Below are 26,910 nucleotides of genomic sequence, written 5' to 3'. Positions count from 1 at the left end.
TCCCGGATCGGCCACGCTTTTTCGCTTACATCGCTATTACCTTGTGACCCCGCCGGAGTAGCCGCCGGTATTCATCCCGCCGCGGTTCGCACCGCCGGTATATCCGTTAGGCGTTGTTGGCGCATACCCGTTCGGCCCGGTCATCGTTCCGGTACGTCCCGGGAAGATCCGGTTGATCATATTCTCAAAATCCGCGATATACCCTCTAAGCGTTCCACCCGTCCCCCCGCCGCGGGATTGGGTAGCGTAGTTCCCTACATGCGTTACGAAGTCGGGGTTGCCGGAAACGTGGACATTCCGGATATGCGGCGCCGTTTTTTTGACGATATGCGACACTTGGTCTTTCACATGCTGAGGAACATTGTCCGTAACATGACCGGCTACGGTACCGTTGCCTAACCCGTTAAAAGTGCCGGTCCCCGTTCCAACTCCGTTCATCCGGCCTGTTCCGCTTGTTCCGCTTGTTCCCGTTCCAAGCCCACTCATCCGGCCGGTACCGCCCGTTCCCGTGGTTCCCGTCCCTTGTAAACCGCTCGTTCCCCTCGTTCCATATCCGCCCGTCCCCACCGTTCCTGGCGTGCCCGCTCCGTTCATGTCGTTCAATCCCATGTTTCCGTTCGTTCCGGACAGACCGGTTCCCGTATGGCCCCCAGTCAATCCGCTTCCCCGAGTCATATCGAACAAGCTTCCTGCGGTTCCCGAACGGCCCGTCAATCCCAAGGCCAGACCGTTATCTCCGGCACCTCGGGTTCCGTAATCGGCTCCGTAAGGGCCGCCCATATTCGCGGTTCCCCGGTTGCCGCCGATGCCGGTCGACATCCCCGTGGACATGCCGCTCATATTGCCGCCATGGCCTCGGGTGTTATTGGCCCCATGCATCGTAAGCGCCACATAAGCATCGCGGTCGGTTACCACGACATGAGCCGTTTGTACGTCCCGAAGCTGGGCTACCTTGTTGCTCAAGGCAGGGCTGTATCTCAGCGAAGTGATCCGCTGGTTTTGGCCGCTTCCCGCGCTGCGGGAGAAGATGCGGTTCCCTTCCGGCAAGGAGTTTACGTCATAGTTCCGGTTTTGCTGACGAAGGCCTTGGGTCCGAACATTGTTGTTGTCCGTACGGTTTCCGCAGCCCGTAATCCCAACCATACCGGCAATCAATGCAGCGGATAATGACAAGCTTACGATTTTTGCTCCTCGCATGAAGTCATCCCCTATCCATTTATAAAGTTTATGATGAACAGGACTTAGGATGCGCCGACGCCTTCTTCGGAATACAGGTAAACTTACCCGATCTCCTCTGCTGTCCCATGCCAAATTTAACCCTCCTTCATACGATACGTATTATGCGCTCATTCAAGGGAGGCCATGGGAATTGAAGACCGCAGTCGTTACCGGCGGAGCAGGGTTTATCGGTTCGCACCTCGTCAACCGGCTGATCCGCCAAAGCTATAAAGTCATTGTCATCGATGATTTAAGCACGGGACACAAGCAAAAAGTACCGCAGCAGGCAGAACTTCATATCGCGGATGTCCGGAGCGAGATGACTCGGGAAACGATCCGAAAATCCAGGCCGGATCTGCTGATTCACCTGGCGGCTCAGGCCGATGTCAGGCAATCCGTTGACAGTCCTACTTTCGATGCCGACGTCAATGTGGCAGGAACCCTGAACCTGTTGGAAGCCTGCCGGGAAACCAAGGTAAAGAAATTCATTTTCGCCTCGACTTCCGGCGTATACGGCGATCTTGCCAAAGAGGTGCTGACCGAACTCGATCCGGTAAAGCCGATCTCTTTTTACGGACTATCCAAGTGGACCGCGGAGCAATACATCCGGCTGTATGACAAATTTTACGACATCCCCTATACCATTTTGAGGTTTGCCAATGTATACGGCCCCGGGCAGACCATCAAGGGAGAGGGCGGTGTGGTTGCTATATTCATGGACCGGCTCAAAAAGGGACTCCCGCTTCCCATTTTCGGGGACGGGGAGCAAACCCGGGACTTCATCTATGTACAGGACGTGGCAAAAGCCATTGTGGCTGCCGCGGAACGGGGGACGCAGGACACCATTCATGTAAGCACCGGAAAAAAGACTTCGCTGAACCAGCTGATCGCGTATCTGCACGAGCTGCATCCCGAGGAGATCGAGGTGCTGTATCAAGCGGCGAAACCAGGGGATATCAGGCACAGCTGTCTCTCCAATCTTAAGGCGCGCAACGACTTACAATGGAAGCCCGAATACGCGATAAAGGAAGGACTCGCGGAAACTTACGCGAACTGGGCTCCTTTATAGCCCTAAAACATACCAAAAGGCTGACTTCGCAATTTTCGCGAAACGTCAGCCTTTTGATTATTCGTTTTTGGGAAATACCGAACCCTGCAGGGAATAAGGCCCCGTTATGACGGCCCGGCTGTCCGCGGAGCAAGCGGTCAAATAGTAGTGCTGAACCGGAACGTTCCCGATATCCGTCACCCTCTCCATCGTATAGGCCTTTTCAACACAGGTTTCCAGGATCCGATAGATCACGGGGCCATCGGGGCTATCCTTCCGGATCTTCAACTCGATTTCACCTGCATCCCCATGTGTCGGTTTCTTCCATCCCACATCCAGCCGCAAAACCAGCAGATCGCCGGGCGAAATGCTCATCATCGTCACCGACGTCAGGATGACTTCTTTCCCGCCAACCAAAAAAGGCGGAAAGGTTCCGGCGGCCGTCCCTACTTTATGCGTATATTTCAAAAACCGTTCCCCCCTCTTCCCTCAACAATTTCCTGGAGCATCCCGATAAAATTACGGCAGTACACCTCCGAATTAAATTCGGTCTGGACATGCAGAAGCGCGGCCGATTGGATGTTTTGGCGAAGCGGGCCGTTATCGATCAGTTCGATAGCTTCCCTGACGGCATGTTCAATATCGCCGAGCCTGTAGTTCTTGCCGGTAATATTGTGAACGACGGAGGCAAACACACCGTCACAATCCGCCGCCAGTACGGGACATCTGCAGCTCATCGCTTCCAGTATAGCCTGAGGCGAGCCCTCCGCTTTGGAAGTGGAGCACAGAAACCCGCCCGAATCCCCGATCCGTGAAAAGTAATGCATCATATGGTCATTAGGCACATTGGAGCGTACCGTCAAGCGGGAACTTAATTGCAACAGCTCCACCATGCGGTCGAACTGTACCTTTTCCTCGGGATCGGCTAAATTGGAATCTTCGAACATCCAAAGCTTGAGCTGGGGATAATGCTTTTGGAGTGCGTATCCGATATATAAAAATTCCCGCCAGTTTTTGTTGTCTTCGATTCGGCCCAGCCAGGCGATGATCGGCGAATCGGCACCGTGACCGGCCTGCTCCCGGTAAGTAAACCGCTCATAATCAAAACAGTTGTTAAATTGAAACAACGGGATTGACGGATACATTTCCTGCAATAACAAAGCGATGTGCGGCGTATTGGGGTTAAGAAGCGCCGAAGCATGGGCCTGGATCGCCGGAGCCCCCTCCACCAGTCTACGGCGGGCAAGCTCCGGTGGGCCGTATCCTTGAATTTCCAGCGCCATTTTCCCGGTATAGCCCAGTTTTCTGAAACGCTCAAAACACGTGAAGTCCGAAGTCACGACGATAAGGTCATAGTTCCTTGACCGCAAAATGTGCGCGGTTTCTCGATCGTCCCGGGTCAGGTAGACCGGAAAATCCTCCAGGCTTTGAAACCCCGCCCCCCAGTCGTAATACAGGCAATCCGCCTGAATCCCGTGTCGACGCAGGGCGAGGCAACGCTGGCGATTTAAGGAATGGACGCCGCCGCTGGGTACGTAAAAAACGAACAGCACCTTCACCGTCCCACCTCCCTGATGTTAAGTTTCCCGTATCGCATCCTCCTGAGTGAAGATAGCCACGGTTTCCTGCTGGTTTCGGGCGAAAAGGGTCAAACCGGTCCTATCATAATTCGGCGCGTTGGTGACCACGAGGATTTCAAAAGGAGCATGCTCAGTCATGATTTTCGGAATCGTCACGCTCTCTCCCTGTCCCAAATGATAAAGGCGGCGGTGAATCAGTCCATACGGCCCATATCCCAACAGTAAAAACTCAAAGCCGTTCCCTCCCAAATTGGTCAAAGATACGTCCACAGTTTGAATATATCGGGAATCGATTTTTCCGTTTTCCGTCGCCTTGATTCTTAAAGTAGACATACCAGCCCTCCAATGCAGAAATCTTCTATAAGCCATGGTATGCTTTTCCTCTTCAAAGGGAAGGGCACCCTCCCGCCGGGTACAACCTATTCTTAAAAGAACAGCTTCGAAATGCCCGTCGAAAGCAAAAAAACAGGCGGCCCCGGTGGCGGGAACTGCCTGGTTTTTTCGCTCAAGGCTTCAGCGGGTGAGTTCCAAAACCTCCGAATCATAGACCATATATCCTCGGGGAAGATGGGCGAGAATCCGGTCCCACACCGCGGAATCGACCAAAATTTCGGGGTGAGCCGACGGTACCGCGAAAATCCGATTATACAGATCTCCGCTGACTTTATGAGATTTGGTAGGAGGGCTTGCCGCACCTTCCGTCCGCTTGTGGATGGGTTCAGCAACCGCCAAATGATAGACGGACAACAATCTTTGAATCATCGCATTCATCGACCAATGGACGCTCCCCCAAGCCTGTGCATTTCGTCCGAGTTCCCTGCGGAGAGCTTCATTTTCAAGCAAAAGAGACAACTGGGAGGCCAGGCTGGCGGGATCGTTTACCGGCGAAATCAAGCCGGTCTTGCCGTGTTCCACCATTTCCGGCAGTCCCCCTGCGTCCGAAACGCAAACCGCCAGTCCAGCCATCTGCGCCTCCATCACCGAAAACGGCTGATTATCCTGGATGCACGAGTGAACGAATATATCGGAGATCGCAAGCAGCGCGGGCACATCATCCCGTTCCCCCAAAAAAAGGACGTCTTCCTGCAGTTGCAGTGTGGCGACTTGCCGCTCCAATTCCTGGCGCTTCTCCCCTTCGCCCACAATCCAGCAGACCCAATCCCTTCGCGCGGATTTAAGGATCCCCAACGCCGAAATCAACACGTCGATGCCTTTTACCGCGGTGAGACGCGCCGGAAAAATAATCACTTTCTTTCGTTCGGGGCGCCTGATGGAGGTTCCGCGTATTAAACTCTGCCGGAAAGCCTCGGCATCCAGTCCGTATTGAAAGGCGGCGATCCGCGAAGCAGGGACCCAGTATTCATGGATCAACTTGTTCCGCTGCACCTGGTTGGCGGTAATCGCCAGATCTCCGGACATCGCTCCATAATGCTCCATGATCTCGAAATACCGCCAAGCCGGCGAGCTTGCGTTCACATTCAGATGCGGGTTCTTGATAAAGTGATTTTTTAATTCCGTGGCTACCGACCCATGGAGATGTGCGATCAGGGGAATGTGCGGCGGCTTAACCCTGGCAAGCGCCCTGGCGGAAAATATATCCTGAGTATGAATCACATCGTATCGGTCCAGGCCGAAGTAGGCGGCCGACAGCTCCATCATATAGCGATCCAGCTCATAGAAATCGATGGGACTTTGCGCATGGAGCAAGGGGGCTTTGGCTTTGTCCAGTTTGGCCTCCAACAGCGGGCGAAGTTCCGCTTTGGGCAGCTCTAAACCCCGATTCCAAATGTGGTATTTACTGTAATCCGGACTATTCCCCATTAAATCGACTTCATGTCCAAGCGCCTCCAAGTGCTGCTTGATCTGCATCATAAATTTCCAGACTCCGCCCACATGCGGGATAAGCCAATAAGTTGCAAGCAGGATTCTCATGCCTTCTCCTTCCCGGGCGATCGGCCTTCCGGCAGAGCGCGACTTAAGTGAACTTGTGCGATATTACAGTATATTCCCCTTCCCGAACCCCCGGTCACGTCATTGGCCTTTCCCCCGGGACAAATTAGAAAGACAAATTTAAGTCATAACCACCGGCTTAGCCGGTGGCTTCCATCAGCCCTATAAGGGCATGGTACTAGCAAGCGCCTAAGAAGGCGCACTGAAAGTCTGCCAACCGCGAGCGGTCTCGGGCATGCCCCTTAAAGGGGCTTTTTTACTTGCCCTTTCCTACCGACTCACCCGTAAACGGGTCGAACAGTTCTTTCATCGTGAGTTGTTCGTAGTTCTTATCTTCTGTTAGCTGATTCCGAATGTATTCGACGATCGCTTTCCTGTTACGTCCTACCGTATCCACAAAGTATCCTCTACACCAAAACTGTCGATTTCCGTACCGATACTTTAGGTTCGCAAACTTATCGAAGATCATCAGCGAACTTTTTCCCTTCAAGTATCCCATAAATTCCGACACACTTAACTTAGGAGGGATACTTACCAGCATGTGAATATGGTCTGGGCATGCCTCCGCCTCATGAATCTCCACACCTTTTCTCTCACATAGCTCTCGAATGATTTTTCCGATTTCTCTTTTTAATTTCCCATAGATCACTTGTCGTCTGTACTTTGGCGCAAATACGATATGGTATTTGCAGTTCCAGCGTGTATGTGCTAGACTGCTCTTATCCATTTCCCTTGTCCTCCTTGATTTCATGATGCGGTTGGCAGACCGGCTATCATTTTATCATAAAGGTCAAGGGATTTTTACTCATAGCTATAAGCTTTCCTGAACCCCCAGTCAAACTGGGGGTTTTCTTCGACAAAAAGGCCGGCCCCCGGGTATACCCGAGGGCCGGCTAGAGAGGGAGTATGCAGGGTTAGAGCTAGAGCGATTAAACGGCGGGTTCGGAATAAGCGGCGGCGATCAAGCTTTCGGGACCGACGCGAGTCGGCGTAGCTGTCGTGCTGTTCACGGACACAACCGCTTGGTAAATCAGGAAGCCATCAGGGTTCGGCGGATGATAATCGGCTCCGGCAATCGTGAAGGCAAATTGCCCGCCTTCGCCGCTAACGGTCGGGAAGCCTTCGGTTACTGTGTAAACCGGTACTGTTCCCAGCGACGAAATCCGGTTAATAGTAATTGTTACATTGGTGGGAGCGGTACTTGCAACGGAGATTGTCACCGTGGCGGAGAACTGAATTTCCAGGTCGGGACCCGCGGCCGAAGTATTCAACCCGAGCGTACCGAAAATGGCGGGTGTCGTCGTGACCGCAGTGCCCCCCAGGGAATTTACGGCTACCTTCGCGTCAAGAAATTGTCTTGGCATTAAATTCTACCTCCTTTCATAATTCTATCGTATGTAAGTAGAAAGATTTCGCATGGACGAACTTTCCCGTTATGTTAAAAGAGGCTCTTAAACAGATTAAATCTAATAGAGACTTTTCAGCAGCTAAAGCAGGGGTATATGTAAAAACCGCCGGGATCCAGGATCCCGGCGGTTTTTGAACATGCATTACACAGGAGTCGGCAAGTCGGAATAAGCTACAGCCTGGAAGCTCTCCGGACCAACCCGGGTCGGGGTGACGGCCAAGCCTGCCGGAATGCTGACAAAAGCTTGATAGATGATGAAATCCGCAGGCGGCGGGGTATCGATTCCGCTAATCGTGAAGACATCCGTCGTCAGCAGCAGTGTTCCGACCGGCAGTGATTTCGTGGCCGTATAAACCGTTGTCGGTACGCCGTTAATAACACGTCGGATCGTGATCGTTACAGGGACAAGAATGGATATGGTGGCGCTCAGCGTAACGGTGGCGCTGAAGTGGACACGCAAGTTGGAACCGGCATCCGCCGTGTCCAATCCGAGTGTGCCAAACAAAGCGGGTGTCGATGACGCGGCGATCGAAATGGAATTCGCGGTCGAAGCGTTCTGTGAAAGCTGGCTGTCTACTAAAAAGTTCGGCATTGGTTTTCTCCCTCCTTTCTGATGCTATTCTATGCAGCGTGCCAGAACAGGGTTGGACGAATTATCCAAGAATAGCAAAAGAGGCGAAAGGAGGTAGATTAACTTTCCGAATTAATAGAATGCTATAGATTCGTGCGCGCCAACACTTGAAGCAGCGCTTCCCGATGCCGGGCCTGCGTATTCAAATATTCCGGCATAATCTTCTCCTGATGACGCAATGTTCCCATGGCATCATGCCAGCGGTAGGCCGTCAGCGCCTCGTTGAGAAACGGAAAACACGTACCGCTCACGATCGCCCGAAACCAGAAATCCAGGTCATGGGTGTAAGGAAGGCTTTCGTCAAACAGGCCGATCGTCTGAAACAGCTCCTTCTTGACCATCACCGTACATCCGTTAACGGGGTTCCCGTTCAAAAAGCCGCGGTAGAAATCGGTCGTTACCTTGAATCCCGGAGAAACCTGATATTGAGTCACCTTTCCCGTTTGATCGATATAGTTAAAATTCGTATGGGAAATGCGTGCGCGCTGATCGCGCATAAAAGCTACTTGATGTGCGATTTTATCGGGGTAGAACAAATCATCCGAACTCAGCCAGGCGATATATTCGCCGGAAGCGTTCCTAATGCCGTGGTTCAGCGCCGTGGCCGTGCCCCCGTTCGCTTTTCCCATATAACTGATATAAGGAAGATAAGGCGTAAGACGGTCGGCATGCCGGGTGGATCCGTCATCCACCACGATGATTTCCAAAGGTTTATAAGTTTGGTTCAATGCGCTCTGTACGGCCTGATCGATATAGGCGCAATTGTAGAAAGGAATGACGATGGTAACTAACGGAAGCACCTCAATCTCCTCCTTTCGCTTCATCCCGGTAGTATCGGATTATATCTTCCAGGGAAGTCCGGAGGGGATAGAGGGGAACCCACCCGATCCTTTCCAGATATTCCGGCTGGATGACCTCGGCCGTGGAATCGGCCGTCGGGTTGTCTCCCCACTCTACCGTCATCCGGCTGCCCGAGAGGTTTAGCATCGTCGTCGTCACTTCTTCGAGCGTTCGGGGCTGGCCCGAGCAAACCTGATAGATTTCCCCGCTGGAACCATAGGCCAGCAAAAAGGCATAGGCCCTTACCGCGTCGCGGACATCCAAAAAGTCCCGCCGCTCCTGCCGGGAGGAGACGCGAAAAGGGGGAGTCCCCCCTTCTCTTTCCTCCTGAACGATCCGTCCGCCGAGCAGCGAGCAAAAGCCCGTCGAACGTCCGGGGCCCATCAAATTGCTCGGTTCCGCCAGAATGACATGCTGGTCGAACAGCTGTTTCCAGGACAGCGCGACCAGCTTTTGCAACGTTTTGCTCAGCCCGTAAGGATGGTGGGGACGATAGGAAGAAGAAAGCGACGGCCCGGACAAGCGCGATCCCACCACAAGCGTACGGCAGGCGGGAATGTCCCGCAGCGCGTCGAGTAAATAAAGAACGGAGAGCACGTTGGATTCCATGTAAAGCATCGGATCTTTCCATGACTCGGGAACGGAATTTTTGCCGCCCAAATGCAAAACGTAATCCGGCCGAATCCGGCTCACCGTTTCCCGGACCTGTTCATAAGACAGCAGATCGCAGCGATGATAGGTGACTCCGCCCAGGCCGGCATGCCCCTGTTCATCCCGCACCACCGCGGCCACCCGCATGCCTATGGAAGCAAAGTAACGACAGGCATGACTCCCGGTGAACCCCGAGGCGCCCGTGATGAGAATCAGCTTATTTTGTAATAATTGCGTTCTCTCATCCATCTCTCCAACTCCTTCAGCATCTCCCGGTAAGGAGGGACTTTGTAGGTCCAATCGGTGCGGGTCGACACCAGCGTCCGATCCTGTACGGGCGTATCGCTGGGAACGACGGTAATCCGCTTGAGATCCCAGATTTCTTGAATCAGCAATAGCAGATCATGCTTGCTGACCGGGATCGGCTGGGCCAGGTGAATCAGCCCGGAGAGGGACGACTCCATCACCGCATCGATGGCCTTCGCCAGTTCCAGTGTGGTAACCCCGTTCCACAGAACGCGCGTATACCCGGACACCTCGCCGTTTGAGCTCATAAACCAGTTCATGAGCCCGATGCGCCGGGTCCGGATTTCCGGCCCGATGATCGAGGTCCGAATCGTTAAATGGCCGGGCGCCCGGATTTCCCCGAGCGCTTTCGTTACGGCATAAACACTTTGTCCGTCCGGCTCATCCTCCTCGTTGTAGCCGCCCCGCGTCCCCTCAAAAACACAATCGGTGCTGATATGAATCAGCCGGGCTCCCGCCAGGTCCGCCGCCCGCTGCAGGCGGTGCGGTAAAAAACCGTTAATATGGTAGGCGTTGATTTTATCCCGCTCGGCAAACTGGTTGAGCACCCCCACCGCGTTGATCAGGATGTCCGGGCGGACGGTTTCGACCACTTTTTCCACCATGAAACTGTCGGACGCATCCAGGTAGAGCCCTTGGGGATCTTTGGGATCCCGGCTCGTATAAAACACGTGGTGTCGCCCCTGATGCCGGAAATAGTCTACCAGCACATGGCCGGCCATCCCGTTCCCTCCGACAATGAGCAGCTTCATGACAAGAACCCCCCGCGCCGCAGAATATTCCGGATCTCGTCTTTGGTCATCAGATTATGCTCCGAGCTGAAGCTGCTGAAAGAGACCGGGTCGCAATGGCTATAATGCTCCCGCAGGCCGGGGATGCCAATCGTCGGCAAAATGACCAGATACGCTTCGTCGTAAACCACGGTCGTCAGACTTTCGAAATCGCTCATCAGAATCTCATGAATTTTTTCGCCGGGGCGAATACCGCTTTCGGTAATCTTCACATCCGGCACCCCCGAATCCTCGATCAGCACCTCCGCCAAGTCCACAATCCGGCAGGTCGGCATCGTCATCACGAAAATTTCACCGCCGACACTTTCAACGGAAGCTTTAAACAACAGGGATATCGCGTCGCGGAGCGTCAGGAAGAAGCGGGTCATTTTCATATCCGTGATCGTGACCTGCCCCTTTTGCCGGATCTGGCTCTTGAACAGATGAACCACACTGCCGTTCGTGCCGAGCACGTTACCTCCGCGCACCGTAACAAAACGGGTTTTGCTGCGGAGCAGATTGGCGTAAACGATCAGCTTCTCCCCGATCGCTTTGGTCATGCCGTAGAAGTTGGACGGATTCGCCGCCTTGTCCGTAGAAATATAGATCACCTTTTCCACTTCATTGGCTATGGCGGCTTCAATGACGTTTTGCGTCCCGATCACATTCGTTTTCAACGCTTCGTAAGGCTGGTCCTCGCATACCGGCACATGCTTCAAGGCCGCCAGGTGAAACACGTAATCCACGTCCTGGGAGGCCTGGATGAGCGCCTCCTTGTCACGGATATCGCCGATGCAGAATTTCAAGCGGTCATCTTCAAATTGACGGCTCATCGCTACTTGGGTGGACTCGTTCCGGGAAAAGACGATCACCTCCCGGGGCTGCTGCGGCAACAACTGCGTGATTAACTCATGTCCCCAGGAACCGGTCCCTCCGGTTACCAAAATCCGTTTATTCTCAAACATGCCGTTTCCCTCCAAGCAGAAATTTAACAACCTTCTCCGACACCTTATCCGCCAGGTACCCCTCCGGACATTCCCATGACCGGTCCATCTCCGTCATCAACGCCACCGACCGGGCGATGCGCTCGGCATCCAGACCGGACACGATGTTGCTGCCGCAATCCACGGTCTCGGGTCGCTCGGTCGTCCGCCGTAAGGTGACCGTGGGAACATGCATAATGCAGCATTCCTCCTGCACCGTGCCGCTGTCGGTCAAAGCGCAGGAAGCCTGTTCCTCCAGCCGGACGAAGTCAAAAAAGCCGAAGGGCTCGTGAAATTCAACGAGCGGATGCATTTCCATCCGCAGATCGCTTGCGATTCTGGAACGGGTACGGGGATGGATGCTGCAAATCAGCCTCCGCCCGTAAGTCTCGGCTACCTTGTTCAAGCCGGACATGATCTCGCGCAAATGCTCCGGCCGATCCACGTTCTCCGCGCGGTGGGTCGTCACCAGGAAGTAATCGCCCGGCCTGAGGCTCAAGCGCTCCAAAATGTCGCTGCTTGCGATTTTTTTCTCGTAATGGCGCATCACTTCATAAATCGGATTGCCGGTCAGCACGATGTTTCGGCTCGGATAGCCTTCGGCGATCAAATGGCTTTTGCTCTGGGCCGTATATGGCATATTTACGGAGGAGATCGCGTCGATCACTTTCCGGTTCTTCTCCTCCGGCACATCCAAATCAAAACAGCGGTTCCCCGCCTCCATATGCACTACGGGAAAGCCCATCCGTTCCGCAAGGATGGCGCACAAGGCGCTGTTCGTATCGCCCAACAACAGCACACGGTCCGGTTGCTCCAGCTCCAAGATCCGCTCCACTTGGGAAAACATCGCCGCCATTTGGCCGCCAAGCGAGGCCTGGCGGTCCTGCAAAACGTAATCGGGCGCACGGAGACCGAGCTGCTCAAAAAAAATACCGCTCAGGCTGGCCGTAAAATTCTGGCCCGTATGGACCAGAACATGCTTGCTCGCATACCGGTCCAGCAAGGGAATAATCAGGCTCAAGCGGATGATTTCCGGTCGCGTCCCCAGGATCGTCATAACCTTCACCTTAATCTCCACCCCCTGAAGTTAAATGGTCTAATCCGCCTTCACGGTTACCTTCTTCCCGCCGCAGCTCTACGCCGGGAACGACGGCGTCTCGAACGACCGCGCCGCACCGTCCGGCGGCTTCTTCCCGGTTTTCGCCTCGCCTTCCGGCTTGCGGAGAAGCGAGTCCGCCGCCGCCGCCGCGGCAATCCTTTGCGTTTCAGCCTCCGGCCCCGCCGTTTAAGCGGTATTCCCGCGGGTCGGGCTGGTGTCGGTCCGACAGGCTCCGGCAAAGGAGCGGGCGCCTCCGGGGAGGCGTCGAAGGCATACAAAGCTTCCTCCATCGGGACCGTCTGGCCCGAAAGGGACAAAATATGCCCCAAAATGCTGAGCAACCGGCTCTCATAGGCTTCGGAGCCGAAAATGCTCTCCACACGCCTTTGGTTTTCCAAACCGACTTGTTGCAGCGCATCCGGTAATTCCAGCAGCTCCGAAATTTTGGCCGTCAACCCTTCTTTATCTCCGGTCGGTACAAGGTACCGCTCATTTCCCGTAAATTGAAGAATCTCCCGAAGCCCGCCGGAGGCATAAGCCACCACAGGCTTACCGAAGATCATCGCTTCCATGGCCGTCATGCCGAACCCTTCACTGAGCAGGCTCGGGATGACCACCAGGTCCATCGCGGAATAAGCTCCTTCAATGTCCTTCTCGTAATCAATGAAGAGAAACCGGCTGCTCCGGCCCGAATCGGCGGCGTTCTTTTTGAGGGAAGCGTAGTAAGTCCGGTCCACCTCGCCGCCGATCACAACAAAATACAGCTCCGGGTATTTCTTTGCCAGCAGTCCCGCCGCTTCGACGAAATGATCCGCCCCTTTCTCGGCGATAAGAAACGAAGAGATGTATCCGATCACCTTCGCATCGGCTGAAATCCCCCAGGCCTTTCGTTTCGCCAGCCTTTTGGCGGGCCATTGGTCCGGATGAAATTCATCTCCCCAGGAGGGATACAGCAAACTCACCTTGGATTCGGCCGGCTTCCCTTGAAAAGGAGCGACCGCGGTCTCCGAAATCCCAATAATCCAATCGCTGTATCGATCGACAATCGCCACAGCCCCTTCCGTGTGGGCGTTGTCCCGGATGATCTCCGTAATGTGCCAGATGACCGGAATGCCCCGGGATTTTGCGGCCATAGCGGGAACGATGTTCACGCACGTATTGACGAAAACGTAAGCGGGAGCTTCCCGAACGAGCAGGTCCACCAGACCGGCCGTGGCCGGATGGTTCTTTAACTGCTGCGCATCCCGGTTCAGAAATTCGTTGGGGTCACACATGGTATAAAGCATGGGCGTCTCATAAAACAGCACCCGGATGCCGTAATCCTCGGCGAGTTTCGTTAAAATTCCCTCATGGGGAGCCACGATCACACAATCGAAATGGAGCGACAGCTTCCTGGCCAGAAACAAGAGCAGCTTTTCGGCACCCGTGATACTCCGGGTATTGCATACATGTGAAAAAAGCATCAGCTTTTTTCTTTCCGACATCTTCGATCACCTCAGCATCGTTATGAGGAGCTGCCGCCTCCCGGTATAGTCCGTATTCGCACCGGTTATCCGAAAATAATGCGAAGCATTTCGTCAATCCGGTTGCTGTACGTGTGCTCACGGTACGTTCTCTCCAAGGCCCGGAGGGCGATGTCCTGTCTCTCTTTTTCATGGGTCAGATAAAAGTCCACTTTCTCCAAGAGCTCCTGCGGCGAGGTAAACGTCTCGATTTCCACGCCGGGTCTATAGAAGGAGGCCAGATCGTCCCGGGCGTCGACCATTTGCAGCGTCGCGCACGCCGAAATTTCAAAGGTCCGCGGGTTTGGCGATATCGCGGGAATCCCGGCCGCGTTTTTATTCACCGTCTCTTCAAAAGGAGAACGATGCAGATTGATCATGATTTTTGTGCTGCCGTAGACTTGCGACGTCTCCAGCGGTCCCATCCATTTTCCGAGATCGATTCGTTCGGCGTAAGCCGGGTATTCCGGAAGGCGGTCCCACCATAGGCCGTTCATGCTCAATCCCCGGTCCATTAACGGCCCGATAATCGGCTGGAAGAATGTTACCCGGTTCCAATAAGCGGATCCGATAAACCCGACGTTCCGAATCTCGGGCACTCTCGCGACGCTAGGCCGATAATGTTCGGGAAACGCCGCAAACGGCAAATAGTGGACATTCGGGCATCCGAGAGACCGATAAAGGTCGATGCAATTGCGCTCCAGCGTAAAAACGTAATCGTAATGAGGCGCCATATTAAAGGTAATATCCGTATAATAAGGGTCATCGGTCATCCATACGGCCGTCCGGATGCCGAGGGTACGGACCTGGTCGATATGCTCCAGCGATTGTTCCATACCGTCCAGCACCAGCACCAGATCCGGCCGGGTTGATGCCGCAAGCTCGGGCATGGGAACGCCGGCCTCGCAAATGATCGTCTCCGCGGTCATCTGGCGCAGGGTGGATATCACAGCCTCATCGATCGGCGAGTAGGGGAATCCTTTACCGGAACCGACATAAAGCACCCGGACCTGGCGAAACGGAAACTGAGGTTTGACCCTTTCCACAATCGCATTGGAGCGTCCGCGTAAATATCCTTCGAGATAACCGTCTCTCAATCCGTCCTGTCTTCCCCGTTCCCAGGAGGTCAATAGTTCCCCGCCCACAGGTGAAAAAACTGTTGTGGTCATTTCGTCACCGTCACTCCTTCTGTTATTTTCGCGAAAACACCGCCTTCAGAGTTGCATCGCCCCAAGCAGCCGGTGGATCCGGTCGGTGAACGTATGATACCGTCTCGTCGTCCACAGGGACCGCCAGGCGATCCGAAGCCGATCTTGCTCGTGATTCAGATAGTGCTCGATTTTGTTCCGAAGTTCGTCCGCGTCCCGGAACGTTTCAATGTCATATCCCGGCCGGTAATAGTCCGTCAGGTCCTGGCGGATGTCGGTGATCTGGAGCGTCCCGCACCCGCTGATCTCATAAGTTCTCGGATTGATGGAGGAACCCGGCACATTATGGGAGTTGCGGTTATCGTGACCGGCGGCCGTAGGCCGGTGCATATTGATCACGATTTTGGCTCCGTTATAGAACGAAACCGTTTCTTCGACGGGGATCCATCCATTGTGAATAAAAGCGGATAACGACTCATAATTTTGAAGACGATCCCAATGTCCTCCGGCGATCATCACTTTCTTGCCCTGCAGGAATGGGGCCAACCGATCGAACAGCTCCACCCTGTTCCAAAACGCGTTGCCTATAAAGCAAATGTCGTATTGCTGTTCCCGGGGAACCTGCAGCGGGCGAAAGAGCGCAGGATCCGCGGCTAGCGGAAGATAGTGCACCTGCCCGCAGCCGGCTTGGCGGTACAGCGGGACACACTCCAGTTCGTGGGTGAATACGGCGTCGTAATATTGCGACAGGCGTACCGTATCCTCCGTAAAATAAGGATCGTCTACAAACCATACCGCCGTCCGGATCCCCATTTGACGAATCTGTACGATCTGATCGGCGTGATTCTCGGGGAATACATGCAGCGCGTTCATCACGAGCACCAGATCGGGACAATGGCTGATAGCGGCCTGAAGCATCGTATCGGGGGAAGCCACGATGCATTCTTCCGTCATCGCTCGGAGCGCATCGGCCACACCGCCGTCGATCGCCTCAAACCCTTGCTGAACATAGAGCACGCGGAGCTTCCGTTTGGGTGCGGAAAATTGCGGAACGCGGGCGAGAACCGCCCTGCATCCCCCGTAACGGTAGCCTTCGGTATACCCGGCCCGGTATTCGTCTCCGGTTCTCGCATCCATCACGTTGTTCAAGGCATTCATCCTATCTTTTTGGATTTCCTGGGTCCCTATAAATATATGCTCCAAGGACACGTGCATCATGGACGACTACCCGGTAGCCTGAGAAATTGGCGAATGCCTTGAATGCCCCTTGAATGCCAATAAAAAAAGAACCCCCTATCCCGAATGATGATCGGAATAGAGGGTTCTCCCCCATGAAGCCGGGCAGCCGTGACCTGATTAGACCCGCTCGGTATAAGCCATCGTATGCCCGTCCTCGTAACCTTTGGCAAAACCGGAATTAAATCCTTCCTGGTACGCTTCGTTATAGGACTGTTCATAGGCGGCCGGATCTTCCGGAGCGGCGGCTGGCGGAGCCGATTCCGGAGCGGCCGTTGGCGGGGCCGCCTCCGGAACCGCGGGTACATTTTGAGGCAAAGGCTGTTCCGGAACAGGCGGAAGCAGGGCGGGGCCGGAAGCTGGGACCAAATGCAGGCGCCGCTTAGGGCGAAGCTGTCTTTTACGCCCCCGCTTCAGGCCAAGCAGCCTGCGGCTGCGCCGAACAATTCGCTTGCGCTTGGGTATCCGCGACTTTACCGGTTTTCTCGTTTTAGCCCGGCGTCTCCGCCGCAATTTCGTCATCGTTGTCATCTTATCCCTGATCCTCCTGTACTCCTCGGGTAGCGGATGCTGCTGGGTAGCACAAGTTCATAATCCATGGCGACGAAGGAGTTCCGTAGTGTACGCGATGTACGCGGATGCCGCATACCGTTCGCGCCATCGCGTCTTGGTATTTCGCCAGAATAGTGATATTGGCGGCCAAATGGCGGGCCGTCTCCCCGGAATGGACGGAGACGTCCGCCAAGCTGTCCAGAATGCGGGCCATCGCCATCTGGCTTCTCGCAATCGACTCGATCAATTTGAGTTTTACCGCTTCCTCTTCCTGAAGGTTCCAGGTCATTTGTCCGAATCCTCCAGGTCAAAGCTGCCGCTGAATAGGCCGCCAAAACCGCCGTCGTCCCCCCCGGATTCCTCTTCTTCAGGAGGAAGCACCGTCTTTAAGTTGCTGCACAATCCGTTCTGCAGCTTGGTAAGCCCCTCGATCACCTCCACGAGCTGCTCATGGACATCGAGCGGATCGGACAACTGCTTCTCGTGCGATTCGAAGCTGTGGGCGTGCACATGATTCACGATCCAGTTGCGAACTTTTTCGGCCTCCACCGCCTTCGCTTCCAATATCATCGCGACGTTCCACTGGATTTTGGAGGCGGCATCCAGTATTTGCAAATACGCCTGTTCTCTGCTCATCCCATCATCCCCGCTATCCTCATCCTACTCTTCCTCCTGCCCCCGGGTCTCCTTCAGCACCAGGCCGAGATTCTCGGCCATCGCCTCCTGAAGATCGGCTATGGCATTTAAATAGGAGATCACGCTCTTGTTTACGCGACCTGTATTCTCCAGCAACCCCGGCGTTCCTTCGAAAACCGATTCCCCATCAGGAATGGCATGCACAATCTGAGCCATGCGGACGGCGACTTCCCGTTCGGCATCGATGATTCGCGCCATTTGCTGGTGGGAATTTGACATATGAACGATGATCTCCGATATTTTTTGCTCCATCCTGATTCCTCCAACTAAGAGCTTGGATTGCCCCGCAGGAGCCACGGCGCTTCCGCCGGTACGATCCTGTTCTAGCATATGCCGGAGTGACCGGAGCCGTTCCTTGGCGACTCCGGTTTATAGCACATCCGAAGCCAGAATGACGGGCGGCAAAATAGGATCTCCTTCGGGCATATCGGACAATCCGGCGACCGATGAAGACGGAGACGGCGTCGGCAGCCCCCAGATCCGGCAGGTGTAGGACGCCAAAATTCCCCTCCGCACGCCCCGGTCGATTAAATAGAGGCGTCCTTCCGCATCCTGAAGAACCGTCAACTGTTCTCTCTGTCTCCGCTGCAAACCAGACAGTTCCTCCGGATCGGAAACCTCTGGACCGGGGGAAATCTGCATCAGATCGACGACGGACAACCGTACCGCCCGATTTCGGATCTCCTCCGTTGTCAAGTGCGGGGCCAGAAGTCTGCGGATGCCGCCTTCAAGCCAGTAAATTCGTCCCGAAGCGCTCCGGACCCAGCACAACGGCGGATAAAAGTCGGACATGTCCAAAACTCTGCCGGCGGTCCGCAACCGCTCTTCCCGGGTTTGCAAATAGGCGTAGACGGAGCCCCACTTCTCATTAAAATAACCGCCGTTTTTCCCGTTTACCTCGGAAACCTTCCGTTCGCCCAGTTCCTTCATCGTCACGCTTCCATAGTGATGGACGAAGGTATCCCCGGCGATTTTCATTTTTTTCCCTTGAAGCCGCAATCGGAGAATCCAGTCATCATCCTCGTAATTACCGACTTCATAACCCTCGTCAAAAAAGCCGATTTGTTCAAAAGTACTCCGCGGAAAGAGCAGACAAAATCCGACCAGCCGGTCCGTATCCCGCCACTTTCCCGGGTCGCTCCGGTTATAGGCGGCCGCGAAGGCGCGCATCCCCGGGATATCGCCGTAGGGCGTCTCGATCTGCTGTTCGCCGCTGATGTAATTGGTAACCGGCCCGACGGCGGCGGCATCCGGACATTCGCTCAAGCATTTTAGCAGTTGGACGATCCACCGCTCCGTAACCAGCACGTCGTTATTCAGCAGGACCAGATAACGCCCCTTGGCCATCATCAGGCCGGTATTGACCGCCCGGGCAAAACCCAGGTTGGTCTCGTTGACGGCCAGACGAAGCGGGCCTCGCCGCCTCCGCAGTTCCTCCGCCGTACCGTCCTGCGACCCGTTATCGACGACGATCAGCTCGTAGGGATAATCGGTAAAGGCCTCGATACTGTCCAGGCACTCCAGCAGCATTTCCTTCTTGTTATACGTAGGAATAATGATGCTGACGCCGTCAAAACGCCTGCCGAAGCTTTGCCTTCCCGCCGAAACTCCTTGGGCATACCCCGCTTCATATCCTCTATGAAAATCGGCCTGTCGATTCGGCATCCGGCTCTCCACCTCCCATTATCATATCAACGGGACCTCCCCGCTCACGAGTTTGTCGGCCATGTGGCCGAAATCCAGCGCGGCCTTTCCCGATTCGGCGGCGATGCCGGCGCAAATTGTCACGGCCGCGATGCCGGCGGCCACGAGAGCGAGATCAAATTCGATTCCCGCCGCCTGTTTTACGATCCGGTCCGCGTCATGGATCCCGTTGACGGGAGCGATCACGCCGCAAATCCGACAGCCTTCGGCCGCCAGCCGTTCGGCCAGGGCCGGCGCGGCATTGCCGACAAGGAGCAGGCGGCGCCCGGCAATCAGCTTGCGGAGCCAGCCTTCCTCATTGAGCGCATAATTGATCGTTGAGGATGTCATCTTCAGCGCCCGATAGTCCAGGCCGTAGTACCGGAGAACCGGAAACAGCAGACCTTGGAAGAAAGGGTGCCTCGATTCCGGCACGCCGACCAGATCCGCTTGCCGCAGCGCCCCGGCCAGCGCCTCCCGGGCCGCCCGGTCCGGCAAATCAACGCCGGCATAAGGAAGAAACGTGCCGTACCGCTTGACCTGTTCGGTCGGAAGGACGGTATCATGCGCCAAAGTGAGCAGTTCCCCGTCGCCCAGGCGAATGAGGGAGAGCGGTTCTCGTTCGTGCAAAGTCCGCTCAAAGGCCTTATACACCTCGGAGGGCGTTTTGAGCCGCATCAAAAACGAAGACAGCGCCTCAAGACCCGCACGGATCACGTCATCCAATCCCAGCTCGGGAAGGATCATATAGCGGGGAAGCTGAAGGCCCACCCGGGCTTCGCCGCCGTCAAACAGACCCGAACGGTATCCCTCGTCATAGGCTTCCGCCCGGGCCGCCTCCAGGCTCTGCTTCTTGGCCGGCAGCGGAGCCATGCCCGGCGGGAGCCCGGCGGAAATACCGCCATGCGAAGCAGGCGGCGAATCCGCTGACGGTGGCGGCGCTGCAACACCCGCTTCTCTCTCGCGGTTTACGGCTATCGTCCCGCCATGGCTCCCCGGGATCCCCTGCTCCCCCCTCCGGGTCAAGACCCCGCTATCTTGCGGTGAGCCGACCCGGAGCGTTCCGTTTCGGGTCGGTCCGGGTCTGCGACTGGCGGCGAAGCGTTTTTTGCGTCGTGCTGGGGTCAACCGCAATTTTCTTCGTTTCGGGAACCTAAGGCCGAACCTGGACAACGGTCTCTTCCGGCGTCTGGCTCGCATTCGCATTTTCTCCCTTCCTTGGTCTATGGCAGTACCCCTTTCATATGCTCGGCGGCTTCCTTCAGCGATTCGAAGGTTCCGGCATCCCCCCACCACAGCTGCAGTACGTCGTATTCCAGCTTTCCGTTACGAGCGTACAGATTGTTCACATCCGTAATTTCCAGTTCCCCGCGCGCGGAGCGGTTGATGCCCTGAATCCACCCGAACACCGCGCCGTCATACATGTAAATGCCGGTGACCGAATAGTTTGATTTTGGGTTCTGGGGCTTTTCCTCAATATAAGAGATCAGATCCGGGCGATCCGGGTCGAAAACGGGAACTCCGTACCGCCGGGGGTCCTTCACGGGTTTAAGCAGCACTCTGGCGCTGCCCGGCGGCTGCTGCTTAAATTTATCCACGTAGGGCGTCAAGTCGTCCAGAAACAGGTTATCCCCCAGGAGCACCACGAATTTTTCGTCCGGGGCAATGAATCCTTTGGCCAGTTCCAGCGCTTCCGCGATGCCCCCCGCCGACTCTTGAACCCGGTAAGTCAAATTCACTCCAAAATGTTCCCCGCTCCCGAAATATTGGGTGTACAATCCACCCGACTGCTTTCCGATCACCATGAGAATATCGGTGATTCCGGCTTGGCGCAGCCGTTCTATCCCGTAACTAACCATGGGATGATTCCCGACCGGAAGCAGATGCTTATTGATCAGCCGGGTTAGCGGGTATAGACGTGTACCGGTGCCTCCCGCCAAAATCACACCTTTCATGAGCTCCCCTCCTAGTAAGATTCCTTGATATTGGAGCGGGCGGTTTCCGCGGAATTTCAGCTAAACGAATTCCCATGGATCCACCCCCCATTTATCGATAAACAGCCTTCGGTTTTTTCGGATCAGGTCGTTCCAGCCCTCCGGATTCTCGGCTTTAAAGCTGGCGCTTCCCGCGTGGTAGACCAGGGTGTCCCCGCACACGAGCAGTTTGTACCCCCGCTGTCTTGCCCTGTAGCTGTAGTCGTCATCTTCATAGTGTCCCGGTGAAAATCGTTCGTCCAGGTAGCCGACGTTCTCCAGCACCTCTCGCTTCATCAATAGACACATCCCGATGAGGCGGCGAACTTCCTGCCACTTCGCCGGGTCCGGTCGGTTCATCCGCTCGGCGAGCGAGGTAAAATCCGCTTCTCCGGCCCACGGAAGATCGATTTGCTGGCGGCCGCTGGCGAAGTTGGTAACCGGTCCGACTAGACCGACCTCACTTGCGCTCCATAGCGCCGCCAGCATGTTGGAGAGCCAGCGCGGCTGCACCTCTACATCGTTATTGAGCAGGAGCAGTTGATCGCCGGACGCGATCGACATTCCCCGGTTGCAGGCCTCGGGGAACCCCCTGTTTCCCGGCAACGCAAACAGCACCAATTGCTCCCGCACCGCGTAAGCGACCGTCTCATCGGAGGAGCCGTTGTCCACGATGATAATTTCATAAGGAACCTCCGTATGGCGCCGGATCGACTCCACGCAGGAACGCAGCAGACCGAGTCCGTTGTAGGAAGGAATGATGATGCTGGTCAGGCCGAATTCGCTCACCTTGCGTTCCTCGCTTTCGCCAGCTCGCTTCGCGATAACCGCGTTGTATCGAGCCGGATTCCCTTCATCTGCATTACCGTTTCCAACGCCTCGATATGGTCGCCCACGATCAATTTCGCCACGGCGTTCCCGGCACCGGTATTTCCGGCGCGTATCCGGTTTTTGCGCAGGACGTTAACCGCGGAAGGAGCCGTCACTTCGAAGCCCCGGGCTATCGCGAGAGCTTGGGCCTTCGGGGGAACGGCCAATGCCGGCGTCCCGATGGCGTCGATCAGCTTCCGGGACAGGGCGTGAGGCACCGCCGTCAGCGAATTGGCCTGCAAATCCGGCCGGCCCAGAAGCAGATTGAGAAGCGTTTTGCTTCGGGTCACCTCATCCTGTTGGGGAAAAGGCGGGAGAAAGGGCGTTATATCGTTCAACGCCATATCCGTCCCGCGGTCGACGGCCAGCAGAAACGGGGCCAACTCCTCGGCGACAACCGGAAGGTCTCCGTCGACGAACAGGATCGTTTCCCCCCGGACCGCCTTGGCTCCCACCGCCCGGCCCACGTCGTGGCCTAGGCGTTCCGGAAAATGGAGCTTCAGCACCCGAGGATGGCGGAAAACGGCCTCTAAACTTCCGTCGGTGCAGCCATTGAGCACTACCATGATCTCCTGAAGCGGCAGCTTCTCCAGTTCGGAGAGCACGAGAGGCAGCGTCTTTTCCTCATTGCTTGCGGTGACGACCGCCGATGCGGAGCGTTGCAGCGGAAGCGGAATCTCCTTCGGGGGGATGCCCGAGCCTGCCGAATACCCTTCGCGGAAAGCCAGCGCGCAGTCCGTGATTTCCCGGACCGTCCCGCCCCCCTTCCGCGATTCCGCCGCTGCGGAAAACCAATCGTTAAAGGCTTCCCTGAATGTAGTTCCGCATCCTCTCGAAGCGGCATGGCCGGAGCCTGCCGTAAAACCCGCCTTTCTCGCGGCCGTTTCCATCCACCCCGGTCGTCCGGTTTCATCGGAAGCCGCGCGCTGACTCAGCGGCGGAATTCGGCCGTGTCCGGTACGCTTTCGTCTTATGCCTCCGGCACGGCTCTCCGGGCGGCCTCGGCGTAATCCCTTGCGGTTCATGTTATCACCTAACCTTATCGCGCAATCGTCCAAGATCGTCATAGCCGCCTCTTGCGCCTTTCTCCCGGATCAGCCCGTGGATCGCTTGCAGGTGATCCCCCAGCACCAGCGAGGTCAGTAAATCGCGGCAGCCCTTCCGGCGGCGGCGGGGATTTAATCGTCCCACCTGAACCGTATGAACCGCGCGGACCTCCAAGCCCCGGAGTACCGCCGCCGCCAGCGCCAGAGGCGGGACGTCCAGAACGGACGAACCGATCGTCTGCAGCGCTTTCCGGCTCAAAGCGTGGGGAATTGCCGTCAACGAAGCTCCCCGCAGGTCCGGACGGGCCAGCCAGGCGTTCAACACATGCTTCGCGACGACAACCGGATGGGGTTCCCGCCGGTTCGGCGGCCCCGAGTAGCCGTTAAGCGCCACGTCCACGCCGCCTTCAAGCACGGCTTCCGCGAATGGGCGCAACTGCCAGGCGGGAATGACCATATCGGCGTCGATGAACAGGAGCGCCCGGCCCTTCGCCGCCTCCGCCCCTACCCGGCGTCCCACGTCATGGCCCAGCGGGTCCGGGCTCCAAATGACCCTGGCGCCGAGTCTTCGCGCCACATCAGGCGTCCCGTCGGTCGACCCGTTCGCCACCACAATCGTTTCGCTTCGCGGATGAACCCGTCCCGCTTCGCGCAGGACAGCCGGAAGCGTGGCCTTCTCGTTCAAGGCCGGAATAATGATAGAAACCAGGGGCTCGGGATGATTGATGAGCGGCTTCCGCTTCTTGGGACGAATCGTTTTTTTTCGGTTCGTTCGAATGCGGGGGGTTCGCTTGCGAATCAAACCTGTCACCTCCCAGTCCTGTATATACTGAGCATATACCTCAGTGTATGTCGGTTGCGAAGGGTTGCAACGGCAAACGTACAGCCTTTCGGGTGCCTTCCTGAACAAAGAAAGGCACGGGGGTATCCCCCGTGCCTAAAACTTCGGAATCCTCAACAAGCCGGAATCCCGTTAATATCGGCCCTCCCGAATCAGTCGGACCCAGCGGCTTGCGGTATGATCCCAGCGAAAATGCTGCCTGGCCAGCTCTCTGCCGCAGCAGCCCATTCTTCTTCGCAAATCCCGGTCTCCGAGCAATTGCAGAACGCGTTCGCTGAGCTGCTCCCTCCAGGCTTCCGGCGAATAAAGAAATCCGGCTTTGCCGTCAGCCACGACTTCGGGGATGCCCCCGACCCGGGCGGCCACCACCGGTACGGCCGAAGCCATGGCTTCGACGTTGACCAGCCCGAACGCCTCCTCCTCTCCCGAGGGAACGACGAGAACGTCGGCCAAATTGTACCAGTCCGCCACTTGGGGATAAGGAACAAACGGCAAAAACCGGACCGAACCGCCGTACGTCGCGGCCTCCGCTTTCAATCTCCTCGTATATCCCGTCTCCCGGTCGTTCCCGTAAAAGGCGCTGCCGACCATCAGCAGCATAGCTTGGGGCTCCGCCTTCACGATCTTCTCCCACGCCGTCAGCAGGTGATGCCCCCCCTTGGATGGAATGAGCCTGCCGACGAACAAGACGATTTTGGCGCCTTCCCAGCCCAAATCTTTCAACCTGGCCTCACGCAGCGCTTCTCCCGCCGGGGTCCAGCGGGGAGCGAAATCATCAAGGCTGACTCCCAGCCGGTTGACGTAAATTTCCTTGACAAGGGAGGGGAATCTCCGGCGGATCTCCAGCTTCAGATACTCGCTGTTCACGATCAGGCCGTCCAGGGCTTCCAAGTAACGAAGGGCCCGGTCGGGCCGAAGGCGGGGCGCGGATATGAAATTCGTCGAATGGAGGGTGAGGAGGACACGGGAACTCGGAAGTTTTGCCTTTAACCGATAAGCCAGGGCGGGCCGGTTGTGGACTTCCACGGCATCCGGCCGCCATAATCTCAAGTGACGTAATATGGAAGGAATGTACCGGGAGCCTCCCGGCAGCCGCCAGCACGGAACCCCGGCTACCTCCCCCTTCGCCGGAAGCCCCGAACCGGCCACCCCGTAGATCCGAACATCGAGCAGCCCCGAGGCCAAAGGAGACACTTTTTCCACCACGCGCTCCACCGAACTGCTGCGCCCGGAAGGAATGACGAAGGACCCCGGGGTAACGATCGCCACCTTACGATTTGCCATTTCCCATCCCCCTCTTTGAGATCCTATACGTAAACCTTCAAGCTCCGCCGAGGGTTTTATAAAACAGGCTGTCGCCGGAGTACAGTCGTCCACGCCATTTCGCCCGCATCCCATATATTGAACAAGAAGCCGTATCGAGGAGGAGACACCTATGGGACAGAACCATGTCGGTATTCTGCTTAATTCCAGCATGTACAGGGGGATCCCCCGGCGAAAGACCGGTCAGGAGTCGCTTGGCAACTATGAAGAAGCCGCACGGAGATACGGATTAATTCCCTGTTTTCTTCGTCTCGGGGATATGGATTTAAAGCAAAACAAATGCGTCGCCTATATCTGGAACGGACGGGATTATGCCAAAACCGTCATGCCCATTCCGACCGTCATTCATAACCGGGCGCTCTATAGCGATCAGGCCGCTCTCCGCAAATTGGCGGCGTTAGGCGCTCGCGGTAAAATTATATTCAACATGAACAACCGATACGGCAAAGACGTCATTCACCGGATTTTATGGAGCGATCCCGATCTGCGTCCTTACCTGCCCGAAACAGTGTCGGCATCGGCGGGTTCGCTGCAAACGATGATGAAACGGTATTCCGATCTAATTTTGAAACCGGTGCGCGGGTCGGTCGGCCGGGGAATTATGAGGTTAAGAGACACCGGCAGCGAGTGGGAGGTTCTGTATCCTCCCTCCAAAAAGTCGTTCCCGCCTCGTTCGCCTGCCCGCCTCAAGCGGGAGAATGCCGCAGCTTGGCTCAGACGTCAAAGACTCCCGGTCCCCTACCTGATCCAGGAACGGATTCCGCTGGCGGAGGCGGAGAGTCGCCCCGTCGACCTTCGCGTGACCGTACAGCGCGGGCTCCGGGGCACCTGGGCGGTTACCGGTCTGTTCGCCAAAGCCGCGCCGCCGGGCAGTTTCATCTCCAACATCGCCAAAGGCGGCGGCGCATATCCCGCGGCGGAACTGCTATCCACCGTACTCCCGGGGCACCTCGTCCCCGCCATCATCAGCCATGTGGAGGCGCTCTCCCTGGCGGTGGCGCGACGCCTATCCTCCGGTTTGCCGCTGCTCGGCGATCTGGGGATGGATATCGGGATCACCTCCAAGGGGTACCCTTACTTTATAGAATGCAACGGCCGTGACCAGCGTTACGGTTTCCGGAAAGCCGGGATGGAGAGCGTCTGGAAGGAAACCTACATCCAGCCTATGGCCTACGCCAGCTACTTGCTGGAGCAGCGGGAGTTTATGGCCCGGTTTCCCCTCGGAAGCCGGGCGGAACAATTATAACCACCCGTCAAACGGGTGGTTTGCTCTTAGGCTATAAGCCTTTATTACCGGCTCAAGTCTAAAGACGCTAGCTTTCACTTCATTCAAACTACTATGCCGTTGCTGCTTTTGACGACCCCTGAAGGGCTGCGTTTAATACTAGTCCCGCTTCAGACAACCTTGATCATATAGAATTCCTGCAAATCTGCATGTTTTTTTCTCGTTCGGGGCCCAAAATTTCAAAGTTCCTGCAAATCTGCAGGAATTTTCGACGAAACCGGCTCGTTTCTCTAAAATCGCTGGAAATGCCTGCAGATTTGCATCTTTTTCG

At 56.1% G+C, this 26,910-nt stretch carries 29 protein-coding genes; 2 read left to right on the top strand and 27 right to left on the bottom strand.

Annotation, left to right across the window (positions count from 1 at the left end; genetic code table 11):
• Positions 1–36: 36 nt before the first annotated feature.
• Positions 37–1,197, bottom strand: coding sequence for a YhcN/YlaJ family sporulation lipoprotein (locus FRY98_RS24345; protein ID WP_148457016.1), 1,161 nt, complete (start codon positions 1,195–1,197; stop codon positions 37–39).
• Positions 1,198–1,369: 172 nt separating this feature from the next.
• Here FRY98_RS24345 and FRY98_RS24340 point away from each other — a divergent pair, with 172 nt between their 5' ends.
• Positions 1,370–2,287 carry an NAD-dependent epimerase/dehydratase family protein gene (locus FRY98_RS24340; protein ID WP_225040634.1) on the top strand — a complete coding sequence of 306 codons (918 nt, stop codon included), beginning with the start codon at positions 1,370–1,372 and terminating at the stop codon, positions 2,285–2,287.
• A 57-nt stretch (positions 2,288–2,344) separates the two neighbouring features.
• Here FRY98_RS24340 and FRY98_RS24335 read toward each other — a convergent pair whose 3' ends face one another.
• The 26 genes from FRY98_RS24335 to FRY98_RS24200 form a co-directional block, all read right to left on the bottom strand.
• Positions 2,345–2,734 carry a hypothetical protein gene (locus FRY98_RS24335; RefSeq protein WP_148457012.1) on the bottom strand — a complete coding sequence of 130 codons (390 nt, stop codon included), beginning with the start codon at positions 2,732–2,734 and terminating at the stop codon, positions 2,345–2,347.
• Entirely contained in the window at positions 2,731–3,825 is a 1,095-nt protein-coding gene (locus FRY98_RS24330) for a glycosyltransferase family 4 protein (protein ID WP_148457010.1), read from the bottom strand. Before FRY98_RS24330 ends, FRY98_RS24335 begins: the two co-directional genes overlap by 4 nt.
• Positions 3,826–3,843: 18 nt before the next feature.
• A complete protein-coding gene (locus FRY98_RS24325; protein WP_148457008.1) occupies positions 3,844–4,179 on the bottom strand; it encodes a hypothetical protein in 336 nt (111 codons plus the stop codon).
• Positions 4,180–4,359: 180 nt separating this feature from the next.
• Positions 4,360–5,778, bottom strand: coding sequence for a glycosyltransferase family 4 protein (locus tag FRY98_RS24320; RefSeq protein ID WP_148457006.1), 1,419 nt, complete (start codon positions 5,776–5,778; stop codon positions 4,360–4,362).
• Positions 5,779–6,052: 274 nt separating this feature from the next.
• Complete coding sequence (tnpA, locus tag FRY98_RS24315; protein WP_148457004.1) at positions 6,053–6,523, bottom strand: IS200/IS605 family transposase; 471 nt, start codon at positions 6,521–6,523, stop codon at positions 6,053–6,055.
• 202 nt (positions 6,524–6,725) lie between these two features.
• On the bottom strand, positions 6,726–7,160 hold the full coding sequence (locus FRY98_RS24310; protein ID WP_148457002.1) for a hypothetical protein: 435 nt from the start codon (positions 7,158–7,160) through the stop codon (positions 6,726–6,728).
• Between the two features lie 186 nt (positions 7,161–7,346).
• Positions 7,347–7,796, bottom strand: coding sequence for a hypothetical protein (locus FRY98_RS24305; protein WP_148457000.1), 450 nt, complete (start codon positions 7,794–7,796; stop codon positions 7,347–7,349).
• Between the two features lie 122 nt (positions 7,797–7,918).
• Positions 7,919–8,635, bottom strand: a complete 717-nt coding sequence (locus FRY98_RS24300) for a glycosyltransferase (RefSeq protein WP_148456998.1) — start codon at positions 8,633–8,635, stop codon at positions 7,919–7,921.
• Position 8,636: 1 nt separating this feature from the next.
• Positions 8,637–9,575, bottom strand: a complete 939-nt coding sequence (locus tag FRY98_RS24295; RefSeq protein ID WP_148456996.1) for an NAD-dependent epimerase/dehydratase family protein — start codon at positions 9,573–9,575, stop codon at positions 8,637–8,639.
• Positions 9,539–10,384 (bottom strand): SDR family oxidoreductase, encoded by an 846-nt coding sequence (locus FRY98_RS24290; protein ID WP_148456994.1) that lies wholly within the window; start codon positions 10,382–10,384, stop codon positions 9,539–9,541. Before FRY98_RS24290 ends, FRY98_RS24295 begins: the two co-directional genes overlap by 37 nt.
• Positions 10,381–11,367: a polysaccharide biosynthesis protein gene (locus FRY98_RS24285; RefSeq protein WP_148456992.1), complete on the bottom strand. Its 987-nt coding sequence runs from the start codon at positions 11,365–11,367 to the stop codon at positions 10,381–10,383. Before FRY98_RS24285 ends, FRY98_RS24290 begins: the two co-directional genes overlap by 4 nt.
• Positions 11,360–12,451 carry a non-hydrolyzing UDP-N-acetylglucosamine 2-epimerase gene (gene wecB / locus FRY98_RS24280; RefSeq protein ID WP_148456990.1) on the bottom strand — a complete coding sequence of 364 codons (1,092 nt, stop codon included), beginning with the start codon at positions 12,449–12,451 and terminating at the stop codon, positions 11,360–11,362. The genes FRY98_RS24285 and wecB overlap by 8 nt, the downstream gene beginning before the upstream one ends.
• Positions 12,452–12,498: 47 nt before the next feature.
• Positions 12,499–13,968, bottom strand: a complete 1,470-nt coding sequence (locus tag FRY98_RS24275) for a glycosyltransferase family 4 protein (protein ID WP_148456988.1) — start codon at positions 13,966–13,968, stop codon at positions 12,499–12,501.
• Positions 13,969–14,033: 65 nt separating this feature from the next.
• Complete coding sequence (locus FRY98_RS24270) at positions 14,034–15,155, bottom strand: CgeB family protein (protein WP_148456986.1); 1,122 nt, start codon at positions 15,153–15,155, stop codon at positions 14,034–14,036.
• Between the two features lie 45 nt (positions 15,156–15,200).
• Positions 15,201–16,283, bottom strand: a complete 1,083-nt coding sequence (locus tag FRY98_RS24265; RefSeq protein WP_148456984.1) for a CgeB family protein — start codon at positions 16,281–16,283, stop codon at positions 15,201–15,203.
• 207 nt (positions 16,284–16,490) lie between these two features.
• Positions 16,491–16,901: a hypothetical protein gene (locus FRY98_RS29110; RefSeq protein WP_249043517.1), complete on the bottom strand. Its 411-nt coding sequence runs from the start codon at positions 16,899–16,901 to the stop codon at positions 16,491–16,493.
• Position 16,902: 1 nt separating this feature from the next.
• On the bottom strand, positions 16,903–17,211 hold the full coding sequence (locus FRY98_RS24255; protein ID WP_148456983.1) for a hypothetical protein: 309 nt from the start codon (positions 17,209–17,211) through the stop codon (positions 16,903–16,905).
• Positions 17,208–17,558, bottom strand: coding sequence for an alpha-helical endospore appendage domain-containing protein (locus tag FRY98_RS24250; RefSeq protein WP_148456981.1), 351 nt, complete (start codon positions 17,556–17,558; stop codon positions 17,208–17,210). The genes FRY98_RS24255 and FRY98_RS24250 overlap by 4 nt, the downstream gene beginning before the upstream one ends.
• Positions 17,559–17,582: 24 nt before the next feature.
• A complete protein-coding gene (locus FRY98_RS24245) occupies positions 17,583–17,870 on the bottom strand; it encodes a nucleoside-diphosphate sugar epimerase (protein ID WP_148456979.1) in 288 nt (95 codons plus the stop codon).
• 117 nt (positions 17,871–17,987) lie between these two features.
• Positions 17,988–19,283 (bottom strand): glycosyltransferase family 2 protein, encoded by a 1,296-nt coding sequence (locus FRY98_RS24240; protein ID WP_148456977.1) that lies wholly within the window; start codon positions 19,281–19,283, stop codon positions 17,988–17,990.
• A gap of 21 nt (positions 19,284–19,304) precedes the next feature.
• A complete protein-coding gene (locus tag FRY98_RS28535; protein WP_170287165.1) occupies positions 19,305–20,501 on the bottom strand; it encodes a GT-D fold domain-containing protein in 1,197 nt (398 codons plus the stop codon).
• A gap of 23 nt (positions 20,502–20,524) precedes the next feature.
• Positions 20,525–21,256: a sugar phosphate nucleotidyltransferase gene (locus FRY98_RS24220; protein WP_148456969.1), complete on the bottom strand. Its 732-nt coding sequence runs from the start codon at positions 21,254–21,256 to the stop codon at positions 20,525–20,527.
• Between the two features lie 60 nt (positions 21,257–21,316).
• Positions 21,317–22,063 (bottom strand): glycosyltransferase family 2 protein, encoded by a 747-nt coding sequence (locus tag FRY98_RS24215; RefSeq protein WP_148456967.1) that lies wholly within the window; start codon positions 22,061–22,063, stop codon positions 21,317–21,319.
• The gene (locus FRY98_RS24210) at positions 22,060–23,169 is read right to left on the bottom strand and encodes a glycosyltransferase family 2 protein (protein WP_225040617.1); all 1,110 of its coding nucleotides are present in this window, start codon (positions 23,167–23,169) and stop codon (positions 22,060–22,062) included. The genes FRY98_RS24215 and FRY98_RS24210 overlap by 4 nt, the downstream gene beginning before the upstream one ends.
• 4 nt (positions 23,170–23,173) lie before the next feature.
• Entirely contained in the window at positions 23,174–24,001 is an 828-nt protein-coding gene (locus FRY98_RS24205) for a glycosyltransferase family 2 protein (protein ID WP_318249449.1), read from the bottom strand.
• Between the two features lie 162 nt (positions 24,002–24,163).
• Positions 24,164–25,315 (bottom strand): glycosyltransferase family 4 protein, encoded by a 1,152-nt coding sequence (locus tag FRY98_RS24200; RefSeq protein WP_148456963.1) that lies wholly within the window; start codon positions 25,313–25,315, stop codon positions 24,164–24,166.
• A gap of 151 nt (positions 25,316–25,466) precedes the next feature.
• On the opposite strand from FRY98_RS24200, the gene FRY98_RS24195 reads away from it, so the two are divergent.
• Positions 25,467–26,600 (top strand): YheC/YheD family endospore coat-associated protein, encoded by a 1,134-nt coding sequence (locus tag FRY98_RS24195; protein WP_148456961.1) that lies wholly within the window; start codon positions 25,467–25,469, stop codon positions 26,598–26,600.
• The last annotated feature ends 310 nt before the right edge of the window (positions 26,601–26,910 follow it).

The organism is Paenibacillus faecis, from assembly GCF_008084145.1.
GTDB lineage: Bacteria > Bacillota > Bacilli > Paenibacillales > Paenibacillaceae > Fontibacillus > Fontibacillus faecis.
Note: the sequence above shows the minus strand (reverse complement) of the source record. Positions and strands in the feature narration are given on the sequence as shown.